Source organism: Thalassobellus citreus (assembly GCF_044385915.1).
In the GTDB taxonomy this organism is placed as follows: Bacteria; Bacteroidota; Bacteroidia; order Flavobacteriales; family Flavobacteriaceae; genus Thalassobellus; species Thalassobellus citreus.
The window spans coordinates 65,866-89,692 of record NZ_JBISCC010000121.1; the positions used below are offsets into that span (position 1 = coordinate 65,866).

Annotated in this window: 23 protein-coding genes; 5 read left to right on the forward strand and 18 right to left on the reverse strand. The window is 31.7% G+C overall.

What is annotated here, in order from left to right; all coding sequences use genetic code 11:
- Positions 1-47: 47 nt before the first annotated feature.
- The 8 genes from ACH5TX_RS06440 to ACH5TX_RS06475 all read right to left on the reverse strand — a co-directional run bounded on the left by ACH5TX_RS06440 (position 48) and on the right by ACH5TX_RS06475 (position 9,393).
- Positions 48-1,742, reverse strand: coding sequence for a hypothetical protein (locus ACH5TX_RS06440; RefSeq protein WP_439338710.1), 1,695 nt, complete (start codon positions 1,740-1,742; stop codon positions 48-50).
- Between the two features lie 68 nt (positions 1,743-1,810).
- Positions 1,811-2,341: a hypothetical protein gene (locus ACH5TX_RS06445; protein ID WP_439338711.1), complete on the reverse strand. Its 531-nt coding sequence runs from the start codon at positions 2,339-2,341 to the stop codon at positions 1,811-1,813.
- Positions 2,342-2,395: 54 nt separating this feature from the next.
- Positions 2,396-2,752 (reverse strand): four helix bundle protein, encoded by a 357-nt coding sequence (locus ACH5TX_RS06450; RefSeq protein WP_439338712.1) that lies wholly within the window; start codon positions 2,750-2,752, stop codon positions 2,396-2,398.
- 80 nt (positions 2,753-2,832) lie between these two features.
- Positions 2,833-4,068 (reverse strand): DUF6638 family protein, encoded by a 1,236-nt coding sequence (locus ACH5TX_RS06455; RefSeq protein ID WP_439338713.1) that lies wholly within the window; start codon positions 4,066-4,068, stop codon positions 2,833-2,835.
- Between the two features lie 144 nt (positions 4,069-4,212).
- Complete coding sequence (locus tag ACH5TX_RS06460) at positions 4,213-4,797, reverse strand: NUDIX domain-containing protein (protein WP_439338714.1); 585 nt, start codon at positions 4,795-4,797, stop codon at positions 4,213-4,215.
- Positions 4,787-6,748 carry an AAA family ATPase gene (locus ACH5TX_RS06465; protein WP_439338715.1) on the reverse strand — a complete coding sequence of 654 codons (1,962 nt, stop codon included), beginning with the start codon at positions 6,746-6,748 and terminating at the stop codon, positions 4,787-4,789. Before ACH5TX_RS06465 ends, ACH5TX_RS06460 begins: the two co-directional genes overlap by 11 nt.
- 56 nt (positions 6,749-6,804) lie before the next feature.
- Positions 6,805-7,869: a hypothetical protein gene (locus tag ACH5TX_RS06470; protein ID WP_439338716.1), complete on the reverse strand. Its 1,065-nt coding sequence runs from the start codon at positions 7,867-7,869 to the stop codon at positions 6,805-6,807.
- Between the two features lie 180 nt (positions 7,870-8,049).
- Positions 8,050-9,393, reverse strand: a complete 1,344-nt coding sequence (locus tag ACH5TX_RS06475; RefSeq protein ID WP_439338717.1) for a microtubule-binding protein — start codon at positions 9,391-9,393, stop codon at positions 8,050-8,052.
- A gap of 277 nt (positions 9,394-9,670) precedes the next feature.
- Here ACH5TX_RS06475 and ACH5TX_RS06480 point away from each other — a divergent pair, with 277 nt between their 5' ends.
- The 4 genes from ACH5TX_RS06480 (at position 9,671) to ACH5TX_RS06495 (ending at position 10,850) form a co-directional block, all read left to right on the forward strand.
- On the forward strand, positions 9,671-9,910 hold the full coding sequence (locus ACH5TX_RS06480; protein WP_439338718.1) for a hypothetical protein: 240 nt from the start codon (positions 9,671-9,673) through the stop codon (positions 9,908-9,910).
- A gap of 81 nt (positions 9,911-9,991) precedes the next feature.
- Positions 9,992-10,333, forward strand: a complete 342-nt coding sequence (locus ACH5TX_RS06485) for a hypothetical protein (RefSeq protein ID WP_439338719.1) — start codon at positions 9,992-9,994, stop codon at positions 10,331-10,333.
- A gap of 117 nt (positions 10,334-10,450) precedes the next feature.
- The gene (locus tag ACH5TX_RS06490) at positions 10,451-10,660 is read left to right on the forward strand and encodes a hypothetical protein (RefSeq protein ID WP_439338720.1); all 210 of its coding nucleotides are present in this window, start codon (positions 10,451-10,453) and stop codon (positions 10,658-10,660) included.
- A gap of 13 nt (positions 10,661-10,673) precedes the next feature.
- Positions 10,674-10,850, forward strand: a complete 177-nt coding sequence (locus tag ACH5TX_RS06495; RefSeq protein WP_439335452.1) for a hypothetical protein — start codon at positions 10,674-10,676, stop codon at positions 10,848-10,850.
- A 72-nt stretch (positions 10,851-10,922) separates the two neighbouring features.
- Here ACH5TX_RS06495 and ettA read toward each other — a convergent pair whose 3' ends face one another.
- The 6 genes from ettA to ACH5TX_RS06525 form a co-directional block, all read right to left on the reverse strand.
- Complete coding sequence (gene ettA / locus ACH5TX_RS06500) at positions 10,923-12,614, reverse strand: energy-dependent translational throttle protein EttA (protein ID WP_439335451.1); 1,692 nt, start codon at positions 12,612-12,614, stop codon at positions 10,923-10,925.
- A complete protein-coding gene (locus ACH5TX_RS06505; protein WP_439335450.1) occupies positions 12,614-12,796 on the reverse strand; it encodes a CAL67264 family membrane protein in 183 nt (60 codons plus the stop codon). Before ACH5TX_RS06505 ends, ettA begins: the two co-directional genes overlap by 1 nt.
- Before the next feature lie 111 nt (positions 12,797-12,907).
- Positions 12,908-13,624, reverse strand: a complete 717-nt coding sequence (locus tag ACH5TX_RS06510) for a pirin family protein (RefSeq protein WP_439338721.1) — start codon at positions 13,622-13,624, stop codon at positions 12,908-12,910.
- Between the two features lie 48 nt (positions 13,625-13,672).
- A complete protein-coding gene (locus ACH5TX_RS06515; protein ID WP_439338722.1) occupies positions 13,673-14,545 on the reverse strand; it encodes a pirin family protein in 873 nt (290 codons plus the stop codon).
- A 52-nt stretch (positions 14,546-14,597) separates the two neighbouring features.
- Positions 14,598-15,035, reverse strand: a complete 438-nt coding sequence (locus tag ACH5TX_RS06520) for a MarR family winged helix-turn-helix transcriptional regulator (RefSeq protein ID WP_439338723.1) — start codon at positions 15,033-15,035, stop codon at positions 14,598-14,600.
- Positions 15,036-15,070: 35 nt separating this feature from the next.
- On the reverse strand, positions 15,071-15,601 hold the full coding sequence (locus ACH5TX_RS06525; RefSeq protein WP_439338724.1) for an NADPH-dependent FMN reductase: 531 nt from the start codon (positions 15,599-15,601) through the stop codon (positions 15,071-15,073).
- 174 nt (positions 15,602-15,775) lie between these two features.
- On the opposite strand from ACH5TX_RS06525, the gene ACH5TX_RS06530 reads away from it, so the two are divergent.
- Positions 15,776-17,404 (forward strand): acyl-CoA carboxylase subunit beta, encoded by a 1,629-nt coding sequence (locus tag ACH5TX_RS06530; protein WP_439338725.1) that lies wholly within the window; start codon positions 15,776-15,778, stop codon positions 17,402-17,404.
- Between the two features lie 46 nt (positions 17,405-17,450).
- Here the strand turns inward: ACH5TX_RS06530 and ACH5TX_RS06535 are convergent, their stop codons facing one another.
- The 4 genes from ACH5TX_RS06535 to ACH5TX_RS06550 all read right to left on the reverse strand — a co-directional run bounded on the left by ACH5TX_RS06535 (position 17,451) and on the right by ACH5TX_RS06550 (position 23,826).
- The gene (locus tag ACH5TX_RS06535) at positions 17,451-19,787 is read right to left on the reverse strand and encodes a vWA domain-containing protein (RefSeq protein WP_439338726.1); all 2,337 of its coding nucleotides are present in this window, start codon (positions 19,785-19,787) and stop codon (positions 17,451-17,453) included.
- A gap of 163 nt (positions 19,788-19,950) precedes the next feature.
- On the reverse strand, positions 19,951-21,714 hold the full coding sequence (sppA, locus tag ACH5TX_RS06540) for a signal peptide peptidase SppA (protein ID WP_439338727.1): 1,764 nt from the start codon (positions 21,712-21,714) through the stop codon (positions 19,951-19,953).
- A 53-nt stretch (positions 21,715-21,767) separates the two neighbouring features.
- On the reverse strand, positions 21,768-22,838 hold the full coding sequence (locus ACH5TX_RS06545) for an AMP-binding protein (protein WP_439338728.1): 1,071 nt from the start codon (positions 22,836-22,838) through the stop codon (positions 21,768-21,770).
- Between the two features lie 13 nt (positions 22,839-22,851).
- Entirely contained in the window at positions 22,852-23,826 is a 975-nt protein-coding gene (locus ACH5TX_RS06550; protein ID WP_439338729.1) for a CPBP family intramembrane glutamic endopeptidase, read from the reverse strand.
- Between the last annotated feature and the right edge of the window lies 1 nt (position 23,827).

Below are 23,827 nucleotides of genomic sequence, written 5' to 3' on the forward strand. Positions count from 1 at the left end.
TTGACGCCTATTGATGAGATTTCTCCTTTCGTCGAAATGACAATCATTTAATTTCCTACCGCCTTCAAAGAATCAATCTGTTTTTGTAATCTTTTAATAGCTTCAGCTTTTTCATCAACCATAGGTATTACACTAACAGAATCTTTTACAATTTCAGGTAAATCAATTTCTTTTGTTTCTTCAACAAAATAATAACCAATTTTTTCGCTAGAACGCCATGCTTCATTTAATTGATCGTAAACCGTTTTATCCCATTGACTTGGGTGTTTTACATCAATCCAAACGACATCACGATACTCACTATCAACCAAAACTAAATCGGGCGTTGCAGAGCCATCAAACTGTTGCGAATCTTCTTTACTTATAGAAGATACGGTTCCCATAAAAAACATACGCTTTTTACCAGCAATATCTTTAATATAGGGTCTAAACTCTACAGGTGTATTTGCCGACCAATCGTATTCTTTTCTAGATTCTTGCACTTTTAATGGCATAGCCGAAACGCCTGCATAACCTTGTTTTTTAGCGGCATGGTTGTAATAATACAATGTATTTGTTCCATCTGATGGTACAAACACACTATAGCTTAAACTAGTTCGCTCACTACCTACAGGCTCTAAACCAAACCAATGATATAATCCGCTATAAGCTCCAGAATTGGTGTCTGAAAAATCAAAATCAGTTACATAAGGTTGCTGATTTTGGTCTTTAGGCATTTCTGGTATTTTCACTGCCGTTTCCATATTCCAAGGTAATGGATCGCTAAAACCTCCTAAAAATTTTAAAGATTCTGCTTGTAACTGAGATACTTTTTCAGATAAAGTATTTTGACGTGTTAAATACGGATGATTTTTCATATCTTCAGGACTAATAAATGTGCCCATACCTATTAAAATACGCTCTATATAATCATTAAAATCGTGTTCGCCATTTTCAATTACCATAACACCTCCAAAAGTTGGATACGGAAATAAAAAACCTTTCCATTTAATTAAACTTACAACTTCTACCCACTGCCCAGTATCATTCTTCATGTAAAACGTATCACTTGGCTCATAATTAAACAGCATCCAAGGATTGAAACGTTGCACAACTGCATTATATGTGTTTCGACTAAATTTTAAAGATTCACCGATAGAAAAAGTAACCGGAATTCTATTTTCACTAGAAAACCTAGGAAACGGTGTGGTACTAGACACTGCAAAAATCTCTTCAGTATTATCAGTCATACCTTGCCACATATACTTTTCGGTAGGTTGAATGGCCATTGTCCATTTATTTTCATCTTCAATTCTTACCAAGTGAGGCAATGATACATCCTTGGTTTCCCCTACACTTTCATTCGCCATAGAAAATATATTTCGTAATGGCTGAATACGTTCATTTTGTGTTAATGGTAATTCATTAATTTCAATTCTATTCAAATTATTAAAAACGTTATATGTTTTCATATAATCATACATTTTAAAATGCCAACCTACAGCATATAAAATCCCAAAGAAAATCACTAATAAAGCTAAAAGACCTAATCTACCTCCTGTAGTAGCCGATTTTCTGAATTTTCGTAAACCAAGAAACAAAACAATACCACTTAATAAAATGATGAAAATGAACTTTCTAACAAATAACAAAGCTGGCTGATAATCGTCGCGCATTACAAATAATACGATTAACAAAATCAACAAAACAATGATGGTGATTGTTTTTTGTTTTTTTCCTTTATTCCAATAATTTTTAATCATTTTATACTTTTTTTAGCACGAATTCACTAATATTTTAAACTGAATACTGTTTACTGCCACTGAAGACTTTACATAAGTCCTTTATCTTTTAATCGCTCTCTAGCACTCTTCTCTACCTTTTTTGGAGCTTCTTTTGGCTCTTGCTCTTCAATTACTTCTGCTTCTTTGGTTTTTAAATCTTCAATAAAGTCTTTTCCTTTATCAATAGTATCACTTACTATATCCTCCAAAGAATCACTTTTTTCTTCAATAACTTTAGAAGATTTAATTACAAAATTAGCAATATAAGTACCTATTAGCGTTCCTGCTGCAAACGAAGCAAATGCCGAAATACCATAATAACTTGCAAATACAGAAATTGGTGTTAAAAATTCGATAATTAAAGCAGCTATTAAAACTAAACTAACAACAAAGATTAACCGAGGTAAAAAGGCTTGTTTAAAAACAAAACCTTTTGGATTATCAGCTGTCATTTGTAGTTCTTTACTATTAACAATTTTATTTAAAAATCGATATGCTCCATTGCCATTAGATTCTCTCCAGTACAAAAAGATTCCAAATAATATGGCTGCAATAAAAATTACTAATTCTAGTCCCATGATGTTAAGTTTGAAGCATGAAGTTGGAAGCTTGAAGCCTCCTACACTTATGCATTAATTTTTTATTTTATTTCTGAATGCTATTGTCATATTCATTAAATCAAAACAGTCTTTATAATATTTTAAAAATTCATCTTCAGAAAAATATTGCCTTCTTTTTGCTTTATGCAAACAAGTAACAACTTCTGCTATTGACCGAATTGAATACCCTAAAAACCTTCTGTATTCTGGTCCAGACTGCAAAATAGAGCCCTCAGAAATATTTAATGCAATAGAATCTGCAGCCCTTTTTAATTGAGAAGATAAATTATAAAGCTCATCTTTAGGAAATTTACGGGCTATATTATTCATATCTTCTCCTAAATCCATTCCTTTTTGCCAAATAATTAAATCTTCAAATTTAAATTTCATGTCCTAAATTATATTCATAAAGATAAAAACTTCTAACTTCATTCTTCTAGCTTCGTCCTTAATTTATTAGTCTATAATCATTAAATATTGTTACTAATTGTTTCAATAGTCCAATCTTTTAGCGAATCGTCCCAAGTTTTAAAACTAGAATAAAACGCTTCTTTATCGTACCAATACCAAAACAACACATCTTTAGCCGATACATTAACTAACAGTTTCCAAATTAAATCTTGATGCTTCGCATCTAACGATGAATGTGGTTGGTGTAGGGCTTCAAAAAGTTTTAAATCGACAATATCGGCTATTTTAAATTCATTGTTTGTTTCTATCTTTTCAAGATAACGTTCTACACTCATTACCTTTTTACGCGATTGTATATCTAATTTATTTAGATAACTTTTATATAAAATAGGATCGTTTAAAATGTCTTTTATAGGGTGTTGTGTATCTTTTAAATATTGAGACATTTCGAATTTCTTAATGCGCTCATATCGTTTGGTTTTAACAACTTTTTCTAAATCGTACTCAATTATTACGTGATCGCGCAATTTTTCCATGAGTTCTGGTTGCTCAATATGATAAATCAACACTTCATAATTAGTGTCTTTTATAGCTTCTTTATACCATGTTTTATCTTCAAAAACAATGATAGGCGTTATAAAATCGCGTAATACATACACACCTCCAAAAGCTCTCGTATAAAAAGAATCTGTAGTGTATTGTAATTCATGTAAATCTAAATCTCTATGACGTAAATCTCCATACGCTTTCGCGGAATTTAATAATTGCTCATGTATGGTTTCATCAATAAAATTATTATCTCTATTAAAAACATTAATAAGTTCTAATTGTTTTTTTTGAATATTGACTAAATCATTGATTAAATGAAAATGAATTGTAACCTTATTATATTTTAAAACATCTAAAGGCTCGTAAAAAGCATCAATTCCTTGATCGAAATCTAAACAAATAGCGCAATCGCGAGTAATGTTCTTTATCTTATCTTCATGAACTTTAAATACATATTTCATGATATCTCTATCAAACGTATGAAAAGGCAAATACACAGGTTTCCCTTTTTGTAAAGGAGAAATAATAATTCCGTGTGGATTTGCTTCTCCATTATTTAGATAAAGAACTTCTTCTTTTTCTTCAGCTATTTCAGGGCTCCAACCTATACCGTCAATATGAAAAGTTGTTAGCTTCGTTTCAGTAAAACCAAGTTTTACTAAGCATTTATTATAACGCTCAACTAACTTTCCGCTTACGGAAATAAGTTCACTTCTGTATAAATTGGATTCTTTTAATTTGTTCATTTTTGTCATTCCTGCAAAGGCAGAAATCTCATTATTTATTGTTACTTATTATTTATTTAAAAATCACAAATAATAAATTTAATCATTTTTAATATTCTCTTTTATTTTAAAACAGATTCCTGCCTTTGCAGGAATAACAACGTTTTACGCCAATAACTTATGAATTATCGCATATTGCAATAATACAATGGTTCTTGTATCTTGAATATCTCCATTATTAAGCATGTCAATTGCTTTTTCAAAAGGAAGTTCTAATACTTCAATATCTTCATGTTCACTTTCTAAACCGCCACCATCATTAACTTTCATGTCATCGGTATACTCGCCAACAAAAAAATGCATTTTCTCTGTCATAACCCCTGGCGATGAATAAGCTTCGTATACTTTCTTTACCTCTTTTAATCTGTACCCTACTTCTTCTTCGGTTTCTCTTATAACACAGGCTTCAGGATTATCTTTATCTAACATACCTGCAGCAATTTCGACTAAAAAGCCATCCTTATTATCATTTTGATAAGTTGGCATTCTAAACTGTTTCGTTAAAATAACCGTTTGTTTTTCTTTATTATAAAGCAAAATACCAGCACCGTCTCCTCTATCATAAACCTCACGCATTTGGTTTACCCAAACACCACTACTCATTAAATAATCGAATTTTACTCTATTAAGAATATAATAATTATCTGAAAGTAGTTTCTTTTCTATATTTTTAATATGATTATCGCTCATTTTCAAATGATCTTCTTGCTTCCGTTTCTATGTTTAATTGATTAACGCGAGCATCTACTTTTCGTTTAAAATCGGTATCAGCAATAGTTGCTACATTATCTAAATAGCGCACCACTTCTTGACGACGAATTTCAGAAAAATTTAAACCTTTCATATTGGCACGCATCAATTCTTGAAGCATATTAAACTTTTTATCATATTCTTGTTTAAAGTAGATTTCTGGATTTTCAAACCAATCTTCTTCCAAATCAAAATCGGTTAAACGTAGTGACACCGTACTTTGAATATTTCTAACATCACGTGATGAAAAGAACGGAAACGCCTTTTGCATTTCTTTATACAAATTAGCATAAAATAAATGTTGATTTGATTTAAACTGTTTTTCTACTCTATCATAAATCTCATGAACACGCGCCTCTGTTGGTTTATCGCTTACATTTAAGATTTCCCCCATGTTTTTTGCCAAACCTTGATCTTGTAGATACGCATAATTTTCTGGTCCTTGCATGTTTACAAAATCGGGCATAGTTTCATCTAGTTTACGCCACCATAAATGATCTTGATCTAAAAAATCATGCTCTGTTCGTGCACCATCAATTTTAAAACGTCCTTGCACACGTGAAATCACTGCTTTATCTAGCATTTCTGGTAAATTTGTAAATAAACCAATAGAACTATTACCGTAATTTACAGCATAAGCACCTTCGGTATACCTTAAAAAGACACCAATAACTTCTTTTACACCTGCAGAAACACCTTGAGCCGTACGCTCTTGTAAATTATTTTCGGCATCATCAATAGGTGCGAAAATTAATTTTGTGGGATCTTGTAATGGTTTCATCCATTCTACCATTTTTTCAGCAGAACCACCTTGAAAGGTACTAATTAAAGTATCTGGCATGGGGTGAAACAAAAACGGAATATCTAAGGTATCGCAATGCTCTTTTAAACGCGTAGCAATTGCAGCAATAAGCATACTTTTTCCTGTTCCAGGAATACCGTAGCCCATAAATACAGGCATAAAACCACCTAGTTCTTGAAACGGATTCTTTTTGGCTGTAAAATCGTAACTCAACATGCGTTCAGTTAAACGACGTGCAAAATGCTTCGCATCACGATTACCTACAATTTGTTCGAACTTAATTTTATTGAATTCGATGCTTTGTGCAGTCCCTTGAAATACATTATTCCAACCTGAAACAGCAAACTCTGAATTTTCAAGTTTATAGGTTCTATCTTCTATACTTGTGGTATATTCTAACGAGCTTTTACGTAACTGAATTTCATCAATTAAAGCTTCAAAATACACGACGGTAAAATCAATCACATCTTTATCGGACTTTACAATTTCTGGATGCCCTAAATATTTGTCATAATAGAACAAACTACATGAGAATCCTTTTATAGGCGACATTAATGAAACCTCTGGAATACCAGCAAATTTTTGCTTCATTACAGATAAATCATCAGATGCATGCGGTTTTAAGTCGTTTAATATTTTATACGAAGCAGCAAATAACATAAATGCTGTTGCTGTGTGCATCTTGCTTTCAAACTCTCGTTTTCCATTATTATCTAATGCCGATTTGTTTTCGTTTAAAGCCGATAATCCAGACGCATCATAATAGCTATCTTTAATCCAGATACCCAATGTAATACCTTCTTGTACTGCGTAAAGCGTTTGATTTAAGTAAATAGGAATGGCTACCGAATCTGGCAATAATCGCTTTTTTAAAGCTAAAATGGTTTTTGAAACCGAAGTTACTTCGGTAGAACTACCATTATTTGCACGTGATAAATACAATAAAATAGATTCGTCTTTAGCGTCCTTGTCTTTATTCTTAGCACGAGAACCTTGCTCCCATTGAATACTTTTTAAATACGATGCTGCTTCATCACGAAGCATATCAAGTTCACTTAATTTTATTGGGAATGTTGAGTTGTGTTCCATTTTCTTTTAGTTTTCAGTCTCAGTCGCAGTTTACAGTAACTGAATACTGCTACTGTTTACTTTTTCAAATCTATTTTCAATCCAGCTACTTCAATAGGTACTTTTGCTAAGCTATCTAATATTTCTGGCGTTTTATTGTATAATAATTGAATAATACGATGCGGTGCAAACACATATTTTTGTTTAAATACATCGTCCCATTTTTGAAGTGTTTGTTTATTAAAAAAACTACCTTCTTTAAATTCGCTTCCCGACTTTACTTCGTTTATTCTTAAAGAAATGGCATACGATTCTAACGGTATTTCTTTTTTTGCAATACTTTGTAAAATAGCATGTGTTACCTCGTTTTCATCTTTTGCAAATACATTATGTATGGGACCTAAATCTATTCGTTTTATAAACTTTGGCGATACTTTTGATAATCTTTTATCAATAGTATACGCCATGGTGTCTAAACTCATATCTCTATCAGATGTGGTTTTTAATACCTCATAAATCTCATCTTTATCATCATTTATACGTTTGCCATCATAATTAAAATACATGAAACATATAAAAGGTCGGTTATGAGATACATCGTAAAAACTCCAACTAACCATTAAATCGGCATCAGAATCTTTTGGTGCATTTATAATTTTTCCTTGAACAAATCGGTTAAATATATATTCCTTTTTTACCGAAGAATAATACACTATTGAAGATGCTTGAAACAACTTACTTTTTTTAATAGGTTGTTTTTTATGCATTAAGGTTTCTAGAAACTCTTCTTTTAAAGTAGAAATGGGCGTTAATTTATTTAAATACTCATTTCGTAATTCTAAATCGTTGAATAAGTATCTAAATTCTAAATAATTAGGAAAACCAGATTCGGTTAAATCTACCTTCATATTATCCTCTTCGTCATACATATATTTAATACGCATGGCTTCAATAGAATACAAAAGTAAATCGCAATATTGTTTGAATAATAACACTTCTTGTTCGTTACAAAGTTGCTCTTTTTGAACAGCAACAATCAATTCTTTAAAAGCAAAATCTATCATTTTATGATAAAAAACGTAATGCTCTTTGGAATCGAGTATGGCAGAATCTAAAGGTGTTACAATGCTATTTATGGACATTTTTTCAATTGATAATTGACAATTGTTAATTAATTTGGGCGTTACTTTTTACTACTCGCTTCCTCCTTTGTCGGTGAGCTCAAACATACCGTTCAATCCCTAACGCAAAACAGAAATAAGATTTAAACTTAAGGCTTATTTAATGAGATTCCCGCCTTCGCGGGAATGACAAAAATTATTTTAACTTAACAAATCGTCGTCGTTAGCTTCTGGTTTTGGTTTTCCTTCTGGTTCGCCATCATCTCCAGATGGTTTATTAGCATCTGCTTTATAGTAATCTTCAAAAATCTCTTTCATATCGATACCGTAACGCTCTGCAAAATTCTTTTGAATCTCGCCATCTTTAGCACGAATTTCTTGTAAAGCCTCGGCATAACTGCTGTAAACACCTTGCATTACTTTTTCGTGTACTGGAATATTATCCATCATATCTTGACGTGCTTTGGCACTTGCCGTATGCATAGATGCTAGGGTTTCTCCAATATGCTCATCGGTTTTTACACCTAAATGCTCTAAAATAGCTGCAAATTCTTGATCGGTTCTTGCTTTTAAAGCCACTACGTAACCATCGTAATATTTAAGACGCTCTTCTGTGTCTGACTTAAGTTTAGCACGATGTGTTTGCAAATTGCTACGTAAAGAGGTTAACACTTTAATAGTTAAATTGTGCTTGTGCACAAAACTGTCTTTACTGGCAGCCAAGGTTGTATACGCATTTTTAAGACCTTCGAGCTCTTCTACTTTTTGTTCTAAAGCAGTCATTTTACCAATAGCCTCTGAATATTCGGTAGATTGTTTATCGGCAATATCTTCTAATTCTTGACGTGCTTGTTTTAATAACGCATATTGCTCTTCTAACTTAGCTTCTACTTCTTTCTTCTTTTCTAAAGCTTTGGTATGATTTTTAGAAGCTTCGACAATCGCATCTTTTAGCTTTTCTTCTACTTCTTTAATCTCTACTTCACGGTTTTTTAAACGTGTAACTGCTGCTTGAGATTTATATGATAATTCGCTTAAAAGCGTTTGCACATCGGCACTTTCTATACGCTCTTGAAACATGGCCTTTGCTTTATTATCGGCACCAGCTCTTACTTTTTCGGCAGCTTTATATTCTTCTTGCTCTTTTTTAATTTTACTTTTTCGTCCCCAAAGGTTATTCCACCAAGTGTCTGGTTTAGCTTCAGCATCTTCTAACTCTATTCTGGCACGTTCTAAAGCTTTTTGAGCATCGTCAATTACTTTTTGCTCTGTAGCATTAAGTGACGAAAACTTCTCGAACATGATTCCAACCTCATCTTGATAATCGGTTAAATCTTTAATAGCATCTAAAAGCGATGTTCTGTCCTTTTCTGCCATATGAACTACATCATCTAAAGTGGCATTTAATATTTTTTGACGGACTTCTGGATCGTCTTCTTGAGACAATTTAGATTTCATAGTGTCTATGGCTTTGCCCCAATTAACATCTACTTTTTCGGTTTTTTCGTTTAAAGAGGTTTCTAATAAATCAAAATCGTCTGACATGTTGATACTCGTTATTTAAAGTTGAACTTATTTTATGGTAAGCAATTTCGTTAAAAAATATCATTTCTAAAAGTAAATATTTACTTTATAAATAATATTTCTAAGTTATCTTGTTTAATCTATTTGTATAATAAATTTTTAAAATGTTACATTTTAAACAACCACTTTAATTTATTTATAGGTAATATATTTATACTAAATATAACCTGCCTTAATTATCTTACTAATTGTGTAATAATAAAAATATAGTATATTTGATTCGTTATTAACATTATTTATGCCTTATATGCTATCTGCATCTTATCCTTTATCCATATTTCTTATAGACCAAGCTACTGTTGTTGTGGTTTTAGCTATAGTAACTGCATTTTTTGCTATTATATTGATTTTAGGGGTTAGAAAATCTTATCTATTAAAAAAAGAAAACAAACGTCTTGATGAAATAAGCGAAAAACTAGCTAAAGAAAAAGAGGAATACAAAGATTTTACTGATGGCCATATGTATGGTGGTAATTAAAGTCTAATTATGAATACAAGATTCAAATCTTCAATTATATTAATTTTTCTATTTTACTCTCTTTTTAGTTTCTCACAAAAATTGAATTGTAAAAATTTCAAAAACGGAGAGTTTTATTACCCTGGATTACCTGATAAAATCACTATTAGAAAAGACAGTATACAAGGAAGTTACAGCAGTGGTAATTTAGAAATGATGTGGGATGTATTATGGAAAAATGACTGTGAATACGAAATTGTTTGCTCTAAAGTTTTTAACAAAAAGTTACCTATAGAAGTAGGTGATAAAATGCTTGTTAAAATAGTTAAAACAAATAAGAAATGTTATTATAGTGAATTAACCGTATTCAACAAATCTTTTCCTGAAGGTATGACTTTACCTGGTGGTCCTTATGAATTGTGTTTAAGTGAAGACAAACGCTAAAAACAATTACTTACATTTTACACTTTATCGAAAACATACCTTCAAGTTTTTATTTAACTTACTAATCTAGTAAATTAGCTTAGTATATTGATAATGTTTCTTAAAAAACTTCAACTTATGGATTCAGTGATTTTAATTACAATATTTGATATTGCTCTATTATTGATTATTTTCTTAACAAAAAATAACGATAATCTTATATACGATGTAACTCCAGAAGAAGAATATGCAAAAAACATTAATGCTTTTAATGAAAACATAAAAGCTATTGATGACATAGATCTTTCAGGTTACAAAGTAGAATTAGGACATTTATATAACAATTAATATCGTACCAATTATGGCGTATCTAGTATTAACCTTTTTCGGAACTTATTTTATAGAAATATTATATCGTCGCATTTTTTTAGAAGAACAATTAAAAAAAAGTTTCAAAAAATTTGAAGTAAATAAAGAGTTTATAATGAATCTTGAAATAAATAATTACAAAGTAGGCTCAGGACATATTTATGAATAGAATTAATACTTATTTATAAAACACAAAAAACCTGCAAATGCAGGCTTTTTGTGTGTCCAATTTTGAAATATATTATCGAACTAATTTCTTGTATTTAATTCGTTTTGGCATTAAATCGCCACCAAGACGTTTCTTCTTATTTTCTTCATAATCAGAGAAAGAACCTTCAAAGAAATATACTTGAGAATCGCCTTCAAAGGCTAAAATATGTGTACATATTCTATCTAAAAACCATCTATCATGCGATATTACCACTGCACAACCTGCAAAGTTTTCTAAACCTTCTTCTAAAGCACGTAATGTATTCACATCAAGATCATTAGTAGGCTCATCTAAAAGCAATACATTACCTTCTTCTTTAAGTGTCATTGCTAAGTGCAAACGGTTACGCTCACCACCAGAAAGTAATTTTACTTTTTTGTTTTGCTCGCCTCCAGAAAAGTTAAAACGACTTAAATAAGCTCTAGAATTCACTTCTTTTCCGCCCATTAAAATTAGTTCTTGTTCATCACTAAAGTTTTGCCAAATGGTTTTCTCTGGATCTATATTAGAATGTTTTTGATCTACATATGCTAATTTAGCAGTATCACCAACTTTAAACTCACCTTTATCTGGAGTTTCTTCTCCCATTATCATTCTGAAAATAGTTGTTTTACCAGCACCATTAGGACCAATAACACCAACGATTCCTGCTTGTGGTAAGTTGAAGTTTAAGTCATCATACAACAACTTATCGTCATAGCCTTTTGCTACACCTACAGCATCAATAACATTGGTTCCTAAACGTGGTCCGTTAGGAATGTATATTTCAAGCTTTTCATCAAGTTGTTTTTGATCTTGACTCATTAACTTATCGTAATTCTTTAAACGCGCTTTTTGTTTAGTTTGACGTCCTTTTGCTCCTTGACGTACCCAATCTAACTCACGCTCTAAAGTTTTTTGACGTTTAGAAGCTGTTTTACTTTCTTGAGCCATACGTTTAGACTTCTGATCTAACCAAGACGAATAGTTCCCTTTCCAAGGAATACCTTCACCTCTATCTAATTCTAAAATCCAACCAGCTACATTATCTAAAAAGTATCTATCGTGCGTTACGGCAATTACAGTTCCTTTATATTGTGCTAAATGATGCTCTAACCAATGTACAGATTCTGCATCTAAGTGGTTGGTAGGCTCATCTAATAGTAATACATCTGGTTCTTGTAAAAGCAAACGACATAACGCTACTCTACGCTTTTCACCCCCAGAAAGTACGCCTATTTTTTTATCACCATCAGGCGTACGAAGCGCATCCATGGCTATTTCTAATTTAGTATCTAATTCCCAGGCACCAGCAGCATCAATTTGATCTTGAAGTTCGGCTTGACGGTTCATTAGTTTTTCCATCTTATCGGCATCAGAGTATACTTCCTCTAAACCAAACATGTCGTTAATCTTATTGTATTCATCAAGAATAGCAACCGTTTCTGCGGCTCCTTCTTTTACAACTTCCATTACCGTTTTATCATCATCAAGTTGAGGCTCTTGTTCTAAATACCCAACTGAATAGTCTTGTAAAAAGGTAACATCACCTTGAAAATTCTTATCAACGCCTGCTATAATTTTTAATAAAGTAGATTTACCAGATCCATTAAGACCTAAAATACCAATTTTAGCTCCGTAAAAGAAACTTAGATAAATATTCTTTAAAACAGGTGTATTTGCACCTTGAAATGTCTTGGTTAAACCAGACATTGAAAAAATTACTTTTTTATCGTCACTCATTATACTCTACCTTTTAAAGCGTTAAATACCCATGCGATTGCAAAAAAACCAAAACCAACAGCTGCAAACCCCCAGCCCGCAACATCATCGTATCTAAAAGCACCTAATGCTATTAATCCTAATCCTACTAAAATCATAATAGTTGTAGCCCAAGCTAAAACCGTATTTTTATTCATTGCCATAATCTTTTGTTTTGATGGTTAGTCGAAACGCAAATATCGTATTTTTATACAAAAAAGCACCTAAAATAGGTGCTTTTTGCAATCAATATAATTTCTGTGTATTCTTTTCTGTTAATTCATAGGAACTTCTATGATAATTAACTCAGCATTTTTAGTTGCTTCTATTAAGATGCTATCCGTTTCTGAAACACCAATAGCATCTCTTTCTTGTAACTTATTATCAGCTACAGTAACCTCTCCATCTACAACAAACACATAAAACCCATTATTTTCATCTTTAGATTCCAATGATATGGAATGACCTGCATTTAAATCTGAACGATAAATATAGGCTTGTTGACTTATTGGCAATGCATCTCCTTCTAATTTATCTTTAGGCGCTACAACAGTTTGAAGTTTGTTTTTTTGATTTACACGTTCAAACTTTCGTTGCTCATAATTTGGTGTTACGCCCATTTCTTCTGGGATAATCCATAATTGCAAAAAGTTTGTTTCATCAGTTTTACTATCATTGAATTCTGAATGTGTTAAACCTGTACCCGCACTCATTACTTGCACTTCTCCAACTTCAATAGCACGTTTATTCTGCATACTATCTTGATGCGATAAAGCACCTTTTAATGGAATAGAAATAATTTCCATGTTTTGATGTGGATGTGTTCCAAACCCCATTTTTGGTTGTACTAAATCATCATTAAGCACTCTTAGCATTCCAAAATTCATACGTTCTGGGTTTTGATACCCTGCAAAACTAAAACTATGGTACGATTTTAACCAACCATGGTTTGCATAACCTCGTGTATCTGCTTTGTGAATTATTGTTTTCATTTCAATCACTTTTTATATCTACAAGGTTAAAAAAACCTTGCTAGACAATTAACTTACTGGAAGAAAGCCCATTTTACCTGCCTGATAATCGCGCATAGCTTCCAAAATTTCTGTTTGTGTATTCATTACATACGGTCCGTAAGTTGCTACGGCTTCGTTAAAAGGTTCTCCAGATAAAAACAACAATTTACTATCTGCTTTTGCTTCAATTACAACACCTTCTCCTTCTTGATTAAATGTTATCATTTGATTTTTATCTAGTTTTAACATTTCAGAGTTATTTACTAAAACACTTCCATTAACTAAATATAACATAGACTGATGTGTTTTTGGTATTTCAAGATTGTAAAGACCTCCTTCTTTAGCGTCTATAACAAAAGCATTTACTGGTGTTTGAGTTTGAATACGTCCATAAACAGCTTGTAACTCACCTGCTACAATTTTAATATTAACTTTTTCATCTTCAGAAGTAACCACTCTAAAATCTTCACTTTTAACATGCTGATAATTAGCAGGAATCATTTTCTTTTCAGCTGGTAAATTTAGCCATAGTTGAATTCCTTCTATATAACCACCTTGCTTCACAAAGTCTTTTGAAGGTCCTTCGGCATGAACAATACCTCGTCCGGCTGTTGTCCATTGTACATCACCTGCCTTCACAATACTTTCATTTCCTAATGAATCGCGGTGCAACTGCTCTCCTTGAAATATAAAAGTAATGGGTTCAAAACCACGATGTGGATGCGGCCCCAAATCAAAAGGATTTTGATCTTTTGAAATATGATAAGGTCCGTAATGATGTAATAATATAAATGGATCTACCATATCAATATTCTGAGTTGGTAGTGGTTGTCTTAATCTTATAGGGCCCATATTTACAAAATCGCTACGCCCTACTGATTTTATTCTATTTGTTTTCATTTTATTTCTTTTTAGTATTTATTTTCCATGGAAAATAAATATGTAAATTTTTTTATCTTATTTTATCTAATAAGTCACTTAACTGAATAGCTTCTGCTTCATTTAAGTTTTCTAAAAGATCGTCTTGAAAGTTTATAGAAATAGCTTCCAAAAGCTCTAAACCTTTTTTAGTAATTTCTATATGTACTACTCTTCTATCTCCAGGACAAGGTAATCTATTAATTAGCTCTTTATCACAGAGCTTATCCATGAGTCGTGTAGCATTAGGAGCACGTTCAACCATACGTTCCTTAATGGTTTGTACATTAATAGCTTCACCAGCACCTTTAAGGATTCTTAAAATATTAAACTGTTGCGGAGAAATTCCAAAAGGTTTAAAAAACGCATTTTGTTTACTACTTATCCAATTAGCTGTATAAATAATATTTAACAAAGCTTTTACCTTATTATTTACAAATTTTGAATTTATATCTTTTGAAAGATCCCCCATTTATCCAGTTTTCAGTTTAAATTCTACGTTTTAAATTATAGTGCTTTCTGTAAAAGCTCTACTTGACTTTTTAATGCTGAATTTAACTCTTCATTGATAATCTTTCCATCAGAAAAATTATCTCCAAAAGATGGAAAAGAAAAATCTGAAACAATATTTCCTCCCATATAAGGAAAACGTCCTTTTGCTATTTCTAAAACTGTAGCACCTCCTCTAGCTCCTGGAGATGTTGCCATTAAAAGCATTGGTTTATCGCTCCATAGCTTACCATCTATTCTAGACATCCAGTCGAACAAGTTTTTAAAAACTGTTGCATAGGCTCCGTTATGTTCTGCTAATGATAAAACAATCCCATCAGACGCCTTTATAATATCTAAAAACTTCTGAGCATTATCTGGAATTCCATGTGCTATTTCATAATCAATTCCGTAAAGCGGTAATTCAAAATCATTTAAATCTAAAACGTTTGTATTTGCGTTTTCAACTAAACTAGCAGCATAAATAGCTAATTCCTTATTAATTGAATTTTTACTATTTGATCCTGCAAAAGCGATTATATTTTTCATGTGTTTCTATTTTTATAGTACAAATGTAAATAAAAAATATTTATATTCCAAGGAATATATTACCATGTAATATTATTTGTGATTTCATTAACATAATATGAATTCAAATAATAAAATTCTTGTTTCACAGGAATGTCAACTTTTGTACATTAGCAACAAACTATTATTATATACATGGACATCAACTTCAATAAAAACGAAGATCATAACAAACTTTTTATTTCCGAACTAAATAAACGTCTAACAAAAGTAAGTTTAGGAGGCGGAAAAAAGCGTATTGAAAAGCTACACAATAAAGGCAAAATGACTGCTAGAGAGCGTATTGATTATCTGTTAGACTCTAAATCTAAGTCTATTGAAATTGCTGCTTTTGCAGGAGAAGACATGTATATAGAACATGGTGGCTGCCCTTCTGGAGGTGTTGTTGTTAAAATTGGATATGTTAAAGGCAAGCAATGCATTGTTGTAGCCAATGATGCTACGGTTAAAGCAGGTGCTTGGTTTCCTATTACTGGAAAAAAGAATTTAAGAGCTCAAGAAATTGCTATTGAAAACAAATTGCCAATCATTTACTTGGTAGATTCTGCTGGTGTGTATTTACCATTACAAGATGAGATTTTTCCTGATAAAGAACATTTCGGACGTATTTTTAGAAACAACGCCATAATGAGCAGTATGGGAATCACTCAAATTGCTGCTGTTATGGGAAGCTGTGTTGCTGGAGGCGCTTACCTGCCTATTATGAGTGATGAAGCTTTAATAGTTGATAAAACAGGGAGTATATTTTTAGCTGGAAGCTATTTAGTTAAAGCTGCTATAGGAGAAACTATAGATAATGAAACGCTAGGAGGTGCTACAACGCATTGTGAGATTTCTGGTGTTACCGACTATAAAGCTAAAGATGATAAAGATGCTTTAGATACCATCAAAAATATTATTGATAAAATTGGTGATTACGATAAGGCAGGATTTAATAGATCGGAAACTAAAAAACCAAAAGAGAACCCTGAAGATATTTACGGAATTATCCCGAAGTCTAGAGCAGACCAATATGATATGTATGAAGTTATTAAACGCTTAGTTGATAACTCGGAGTTTGATGAATATAAAGCGGGTTACGGACAAACAATTATTACTTGCTACGCCCGAATTGATGGTTGGGCAGTTGGTATAGTTGCTAACCAACGTAAATTAGTGAAAACAAAGAAAGGCGAAATGCAATTTGGTGGTGTTATTTATAATGATAGTGCCGATAAAGCCACGCGTTTTATTGCTAATTGTAACCAAAAGAAAATTCCGTTAGTATTTTTACAAGATGTTACTGGCTTTATGGTAGGTAGCAAAAGTGAACACGGAGGTATTATAAAAGATGGTGCTAAAATGGTGAATGCAGTAAGTAATTCGGTTGTTCCAAAATTCACCATTATTATTGGAAATAGTTACGGTGCTGGTAATTACGCGATGTGCGGAAAAGCATACGACCCAAGATTAATAGTTGCATGGCCAAGTGCAGAACTTGCAGTTATGAGCGGAAACTCTGCCGCCAAAGTACTTTTACAAATTGAAAAAGCTTCTTTACTAAAAAAAGGCGAAGAGATTACACCTGAAAAAGAAGCAGAATTATATAATAAAATAAAGAATAGATACGACAACCAAGTATCTCCTTATTATGCGGCTGCTCGTATTTGGACGGATGCTATTATTGACCCATTAGATACCAGAACATGGATTTCTATGGGTATTGAAGCTGCTAACCACGCTCCTATTGAGAAAAAGTTTAATTTGGGAGTTATTCAGGTTTAAATAAAAAAATCGCCTTACAAATATGTATAGGCGATTTATGTTAAAACTATAAGCTTTGATAAGAAGACGCCAACCTTATAAATTCTGCTCTATAGCCATCTTCATCATTTCCTCTTCCTGTTTTAGCTAAAGCAATAACATCATCTATTTTTGAATTGTTATGATATTTTGATTGTCTCAATTGCATACCAAATAACGCCAAAGCCGATGCAAATTTCAAATCTTCAGAGGCTTCTGTAACTTCATCTTTTTGAACATGAACCATTTCAATACTTTTGTCTTCGTCTGGTTTTTTGTATCTAAATTTTACCGTAAACAATTCATCAGAATGGTTATCTTCTACTTGTATTTTTGTGTATTTTAAATCTGAAACATCTTTTAAATATTCACTTTTAACTCCAACAGGAACTATTTCATATAAAGCTGTAACTGTGTGTCCGCTCCCCAATTCACCTGCATCTTTAGTGTCATCTACAAAATCTTCATCTTCAAGCATTCTATTCTCATAACCAATTAATCTATAAGCTTGTACTTTATTAGGATTGAATTCTATTTGAATTTTTACATCTTTAGCAATAGTAAACAGAGTTCCTCCAAATTCTTTTCCAAATACCTTTTGGGCTTCTTGCATATTATCTATGTAAGCATGATTGCCATTTCCTTTATCTGCTAATGTTTCTAGTTTTGAATCTTTATAATTTCCATATCCAAATCCTAAAACAGATAAAAACACACCTGATTTACGTTTTTCTTCAATAAGTTTTCCCATCGCCTTATCACCTGATGCTCCTACATTAAAATCGCCATCTGTAGCTAATATCACTCTATTGTTTCCTCTCTTTTTAAAATTTTCTTCTGCTAGTTTATAAGCCAATTTTATGCCTGCTCCACCAGCTGTTGAACCACCTGAATTTAAATGATCTAAAGCTGCTATTATTTTCTCTTTGTGCTTACCAGAGGTAGGTTCAAGCACCACTCCTGCTGCACCAGCATATACAACAATTGATACTTTGTCTTGCTCCCGTAATTGATTAACCAATAATTTAAACGCCGATTTTAATAATGGCAATTTGTTTTGAGCCCCCATAGACCCCGAAACATCAATTAAAAAAGTAAGGTTTGATGCTAGCAATTCCTCATTTAAATATGTTTTTCCTTGTAGACCTATCTTAACAATTTTAGTATCATCATGCCAAGGTGTTTTTGCTACTTCTGTATTGATTGAGAAAGGATGATCTCCTGTTGGTTGCGGATAATCATAATTAAAATAATTAATCATTTCTTCAATTTTAACAGCATCTGGTTCTATTGCCATTCCATTATTAATCATACGTCTAATGTTACTATACGAAGCTTTATCTACATCTATTGAGAATGTTGATAACGGAGCTAAAGACGTTCTTTCAAAACTGTTCTCTTCAATAACTGAATAACTTTCATTATTATTGATTCTAAAATTACCTTGATGCGTTGTTATAACAATACAACCGTTTTTTGCTATTTCACCAAACTTCTTTTTTGCTTCTGTTTTATTGTATTGTTTTTGTTTATCAATATCATCTTTTTTAAAACTCTCAATAACATAATTATTTTCTTTTTTAATTGGCATACCATCAACTATATACAAAGTCTTTTCTTTATTGTTTTGCTTGCTGTTTTTAGTTGAAATAAGAATTACCCCATTAGGTGCTCTATTTCCATAAATTGCTGACGCATTTGAGTTTTTTAATACATCAATAGCTTTAATATTATTTGAATCTATATTTTCTAATACTTTATAAGAAGAAACAACTCCATCAACAACAACTAATGGTTCTTTTTTATTTGAAATTGAAGCTATTCCTCTAATGCGAATTTTAGATTCTTTACCTGAAGTATTAACTACCGAAACTCCTGCTAAGCTTCCTTGTAAAGCTTTTGGAACAGAATTATTAGATTGAATTTGATTTGCTAATTGACTATGATATGCTTTTTGTTTTTGACGTTTGAGCTCTGACTTAGAAACGGAATGAGAACTTACTGCTGATACAGAACCCGTAATAGAACTTCGTCTCTGTGAACCATACCCAACAATTACAACTTCATCTAAAGACTGAAAATCTGCTTGTAAAGAAAATGATATTGTAGTTAATTTACCCACTGTTCGCTCTTCTGTTACGTAACCTATAAACGAAAACACCAAAACATCTGAGTCTTTTGCTTTTATCTGATATAATCCATCAAAATTTGTTGATACCCCTGTACTACTTCCTTTAATTAATACTGAAACACCTGGAAGTGGTAATCCCGATTCATCTGAAATTTTTCCTGTAACTAATCTTTCTTGCCCATGAATTTGCATTGAAATTGTCAATGCAATAATAAATTTAAAGAGTGCTTTCATAATAGTTGATTTTTATGTTTAGCATAAAACTAAACCCAACTACTCTATTTTAAAACCACCAATGAGTGAAGTGCCTTTTTGAATGAGTGAAAGCATAAAAAAAGAGACTTTTATAAAAAAGTCTCTTTTTAGTTTTTAAGATCCCTGTTTTCACAGGAATTAATTATTTTATATCCGTACCAAAAGGAAACAATAATTGTATGCCTTTTTTCTCAGACATTCTTTTCACCTGTTTAAGCATTTTATAATTTTCTTCGCCTAACTCTTCTTTTAGAAGTGTTTCTTTAGCTTTTACTAAGCCAAAATCCTGTAATATTTTATCTAAATCCTTTTCAAAAACAGGGAATTCTTTAATTTTATAATCCTGTATTTCGGTTGCTTCCGCGGCATATTTTAAAGCTAAATCTAATCCGCCTAATTCATCAACCAAACCATTTTCTAAAGCATCAGTTCCTGTCCAAACACGCCCTTGTGCGATGTTCTCTACTTGCTCTCTAGTTAGATTTCTTCCATCGGCAACACGTTTTGTAAATAAACCATAAACATCAATAATGCCTTCTTTAATAAACGCACGTTGTTCATCATTTAAAGGTTCGAAAAAACTATATGAAACCGCATTTTTATTGGTAACGACTTGTTCTGCATTAACACCTATATTATCAGCTAGCTCCTTTCCGTTTGGTAACATACCAAATACACCAATACTTCCTGTAATAGTTGTTGGTTCTGCAATTATTTTATTAGCATTAGATGCTATATAATAACCGCCTGAAGCTGCGTAATTACCCATAGAAACAATAACAGGTTTTACTTTTTTAGTTAATTCTATTTCTCTCCAAATTAATTCACTTGCAAGCGCACTTCCACCTGGAGAATTAATGCGTAATACAATGGCTTTTATCTTATCATCGTCTCTTGCCTTTTTAAAAGATTTACTCATGCTACCTTGTCCAACATTGTTCTCATCGCCCTCTCCATAAATAATATCTCCTTCGGCATAAATAACAGCAATCTTATTTTTACTTGAATTTGCTTTTAGTTTAGAAGCTACTAATTCGGCATAATCAGCTATTTCTACGGTTTTTAAATCATCATCGAACTCAACATCAATGGCTTGTTTTATTCCGTTTATATATTCATCATGATAGGCTATTTTATCTATAAGTCCTGATGCTTTTGCTAAATTAGAAGTTCTACCTAACAAACTATCTGCAATTGTATTCAAACGTTCTTCAGAAATATTTCGACTTAAAGAAACATCATGCTTTATCTCATTCCAAAGCGAATTTAAATACACCGTAATTTGCTCTCTGTTGTTATCACTCATTTCGTTTGCTAAAAAGGGTTCAACAGCACTCTTGTACTTACCCAATCTAATTACTTCCATCTTAACTCCAGTTTTCTCTTGAAAGTCTTTAAAATATAAACGTTCAGAAGATAATCCTTTAAATTCAAGCACCCCAACAGGATTCATATAAATAGTATCTGCCACCGAACTTAAATAGTAATCTTTTTGGGTATAAATATCGGCGTAAGCCACAATAAACTTACCTGATTCTTTAAACTTAATTAAAGCGTCTCTTAATGCCTTTGTTTGTGAAATACCTGCATCAATAAAGTTATTATCTATTGAAATGCCTTTAATTTTATCGTCGATAGCTGCGTAATTGATAGCATCAATAATATTGAAAAGTCCATTTTTTTCATCGTGATCTAAAACTGGTAAATCTTTAAAAACAGTTTTACCTGCATAGTCTTTTATAGGGAAATCTAATTTTAGTTCTAAAATTGAATTATCCTTAACATGAACAAGTTCTTCAGAATTTGACCCCAAAAGTGCTCCTAAGAAAATTAATCCGAAAAAACAGATGATTAGAAATACAAAAAGACCGGTTATGGTTGATAAAACACGCTTAAAAAAATTCATAATTACTAATTTTCTATTGGTAGTAAAATAAGATAAAACGTTACAGTTTTAATTTAAAAACTGATAGCTTCTAGAGTTTTGGTTCTATGAATCTTTCCTGAAGATGTTTCGATAAACTTATCTATTACAAATACTTCTTTTGGTTTTTCATATTTTCCTAAAGATTCAAAAACCGACGGATCTAAAGTATTTGATTTACTTTCTAAAACCAAAACCAATTTATCGCCTAAAGTATCATCTGGTATAGATGTAATAAAAAATTGTTCTTTTATTTTGCTTCTAAGGTTTTTTTCTATTTGTTCTGGATATAGTTTAATACCTCCAGAATTGATAACATTATCAAATCGTCCTAACCAATCAAAACTAGTATCTGAATGAATTTTAACCAAATCGTTAGTCACTATTTTTTCTTCAGAAAGATGCGGTGCATTAATAACCAAACAACCTCTTTCATCTGTAGAAACCTTAATATCTGGTAAAGTATTAAAACTAGAATTTAAGTCTGTATCTTCAAAATTATTCAACTTTTTTACCGCTATATGAGACACTGTTTCTGTCATTCCATAAGTTTCATAGATATGAGTTTTTTTGTCTTTAATAGACTCTACAATAGCCTCTGACACCTGACCACCACCAACTATAACAGTTTTAATACTCTTTAAATACTTGGCAAAGTATTTAAGTTGCATAGGTGTGAACGCACAAAAATCATAATCTTTTTCGTAATCTATTTGTGGAAGTGCAGTTGGTTGTACCATATCTAACTCTAAACCGAGTACAATAGCTCTAACAATCATCATTTTACCAGCAATAAAATTTGATGGTAAACAATTTAATATTTTATCTCCAGGCTTTAATTTAAAGAAATCTCCCGTTGCTATAGCAGAATTAACCATAGCTTGTTTTTGTATCTTTATATTTTTAGGTTTCCCTGTAGACCCAGATGTTTTAACTATAATATACTCATGTCTATCTAACCAATCTAGTAAAAAATTCCCCAATTCTTGTTGATAAGGCAAGCCTTCTTTTACATAACTATAAGCAACCTCCATAAGGTCCTCATACTTATAACTTAAATTATCTAACTTGAATTTTAAATGTACATTGGTATAATTAGGTATCATATTTTATAATTTATTATTGAATATCGCTTCCTGTTTCGTCAATAAATTTATAGTTTTCTTTCGGTGGTTCCACTACTTTTCCTAATAATTTATCCTTCCAGTTGTCCCATTTATATATTTTAGAAAGAATAAATAGTAAAATTGGAAAAACAACAAAAACAGGAACAACAATTTGAGAAATTCCCATTTCTGAAGGATCAGACAAATCTTTTAAAATAGAATGCGTTTGAAATGCGGTCCAATCTGCTGTTACTAAAAGTGCTGTAAACAAATTATTAGCTGCATGAAACCCTAGCGAAAGCTCTAAACCATCATCCATTAAAGTCATAATTCCTAAAAAGAAACCAGTACCTATATAATAAATCATAATAATTGGCCCTAACTTTTCTACCTCAGGATTCATTATATGCATTAAACCGAAACCTACTGAAGTTATAACAAGTGGCAACCATTTATTTCTGAATATAGTTCCAAAACCTTGCATTAAGTAGCCTCTAAAAAAGTACTCTTCAAAGCTTGTTTGAAGCGGTATTAATACAATAGCTATTATGCAGAGTATTAAAAACGGTTGTAACTGAAAGTTTATTTGATAATCATCTGGTGTTGTAAAATATTCAATTAAAACAAAACTACTTGAAATAACTCCCCAAGCTATAAACATAAGCCAAAAGCGTTTCCAATCTATCTTTCTTCTTGAAGTTGTTAAACTAGTTATTGACTGTTTATGAATTACTTTTGAGGAAAGAAAAACACCAAGTAATCCAAAAGCAAATGAAAGTAGCATTAAAAATAAAAACAAATTACTCCCCAAAACCTCACTCATTTGAGGAATTGTAGTTGGCATATCACCAGATCCCATGACTTTAAAAACTAAAGCAACACCTAAAGGAATCATGCCTATAAATTGCCAAGCAAAAAATATAACAATTAAACCAATTAAATAACGCCACCACTCATGTAAACCCTTAAATGCTTGTTCTATATACATA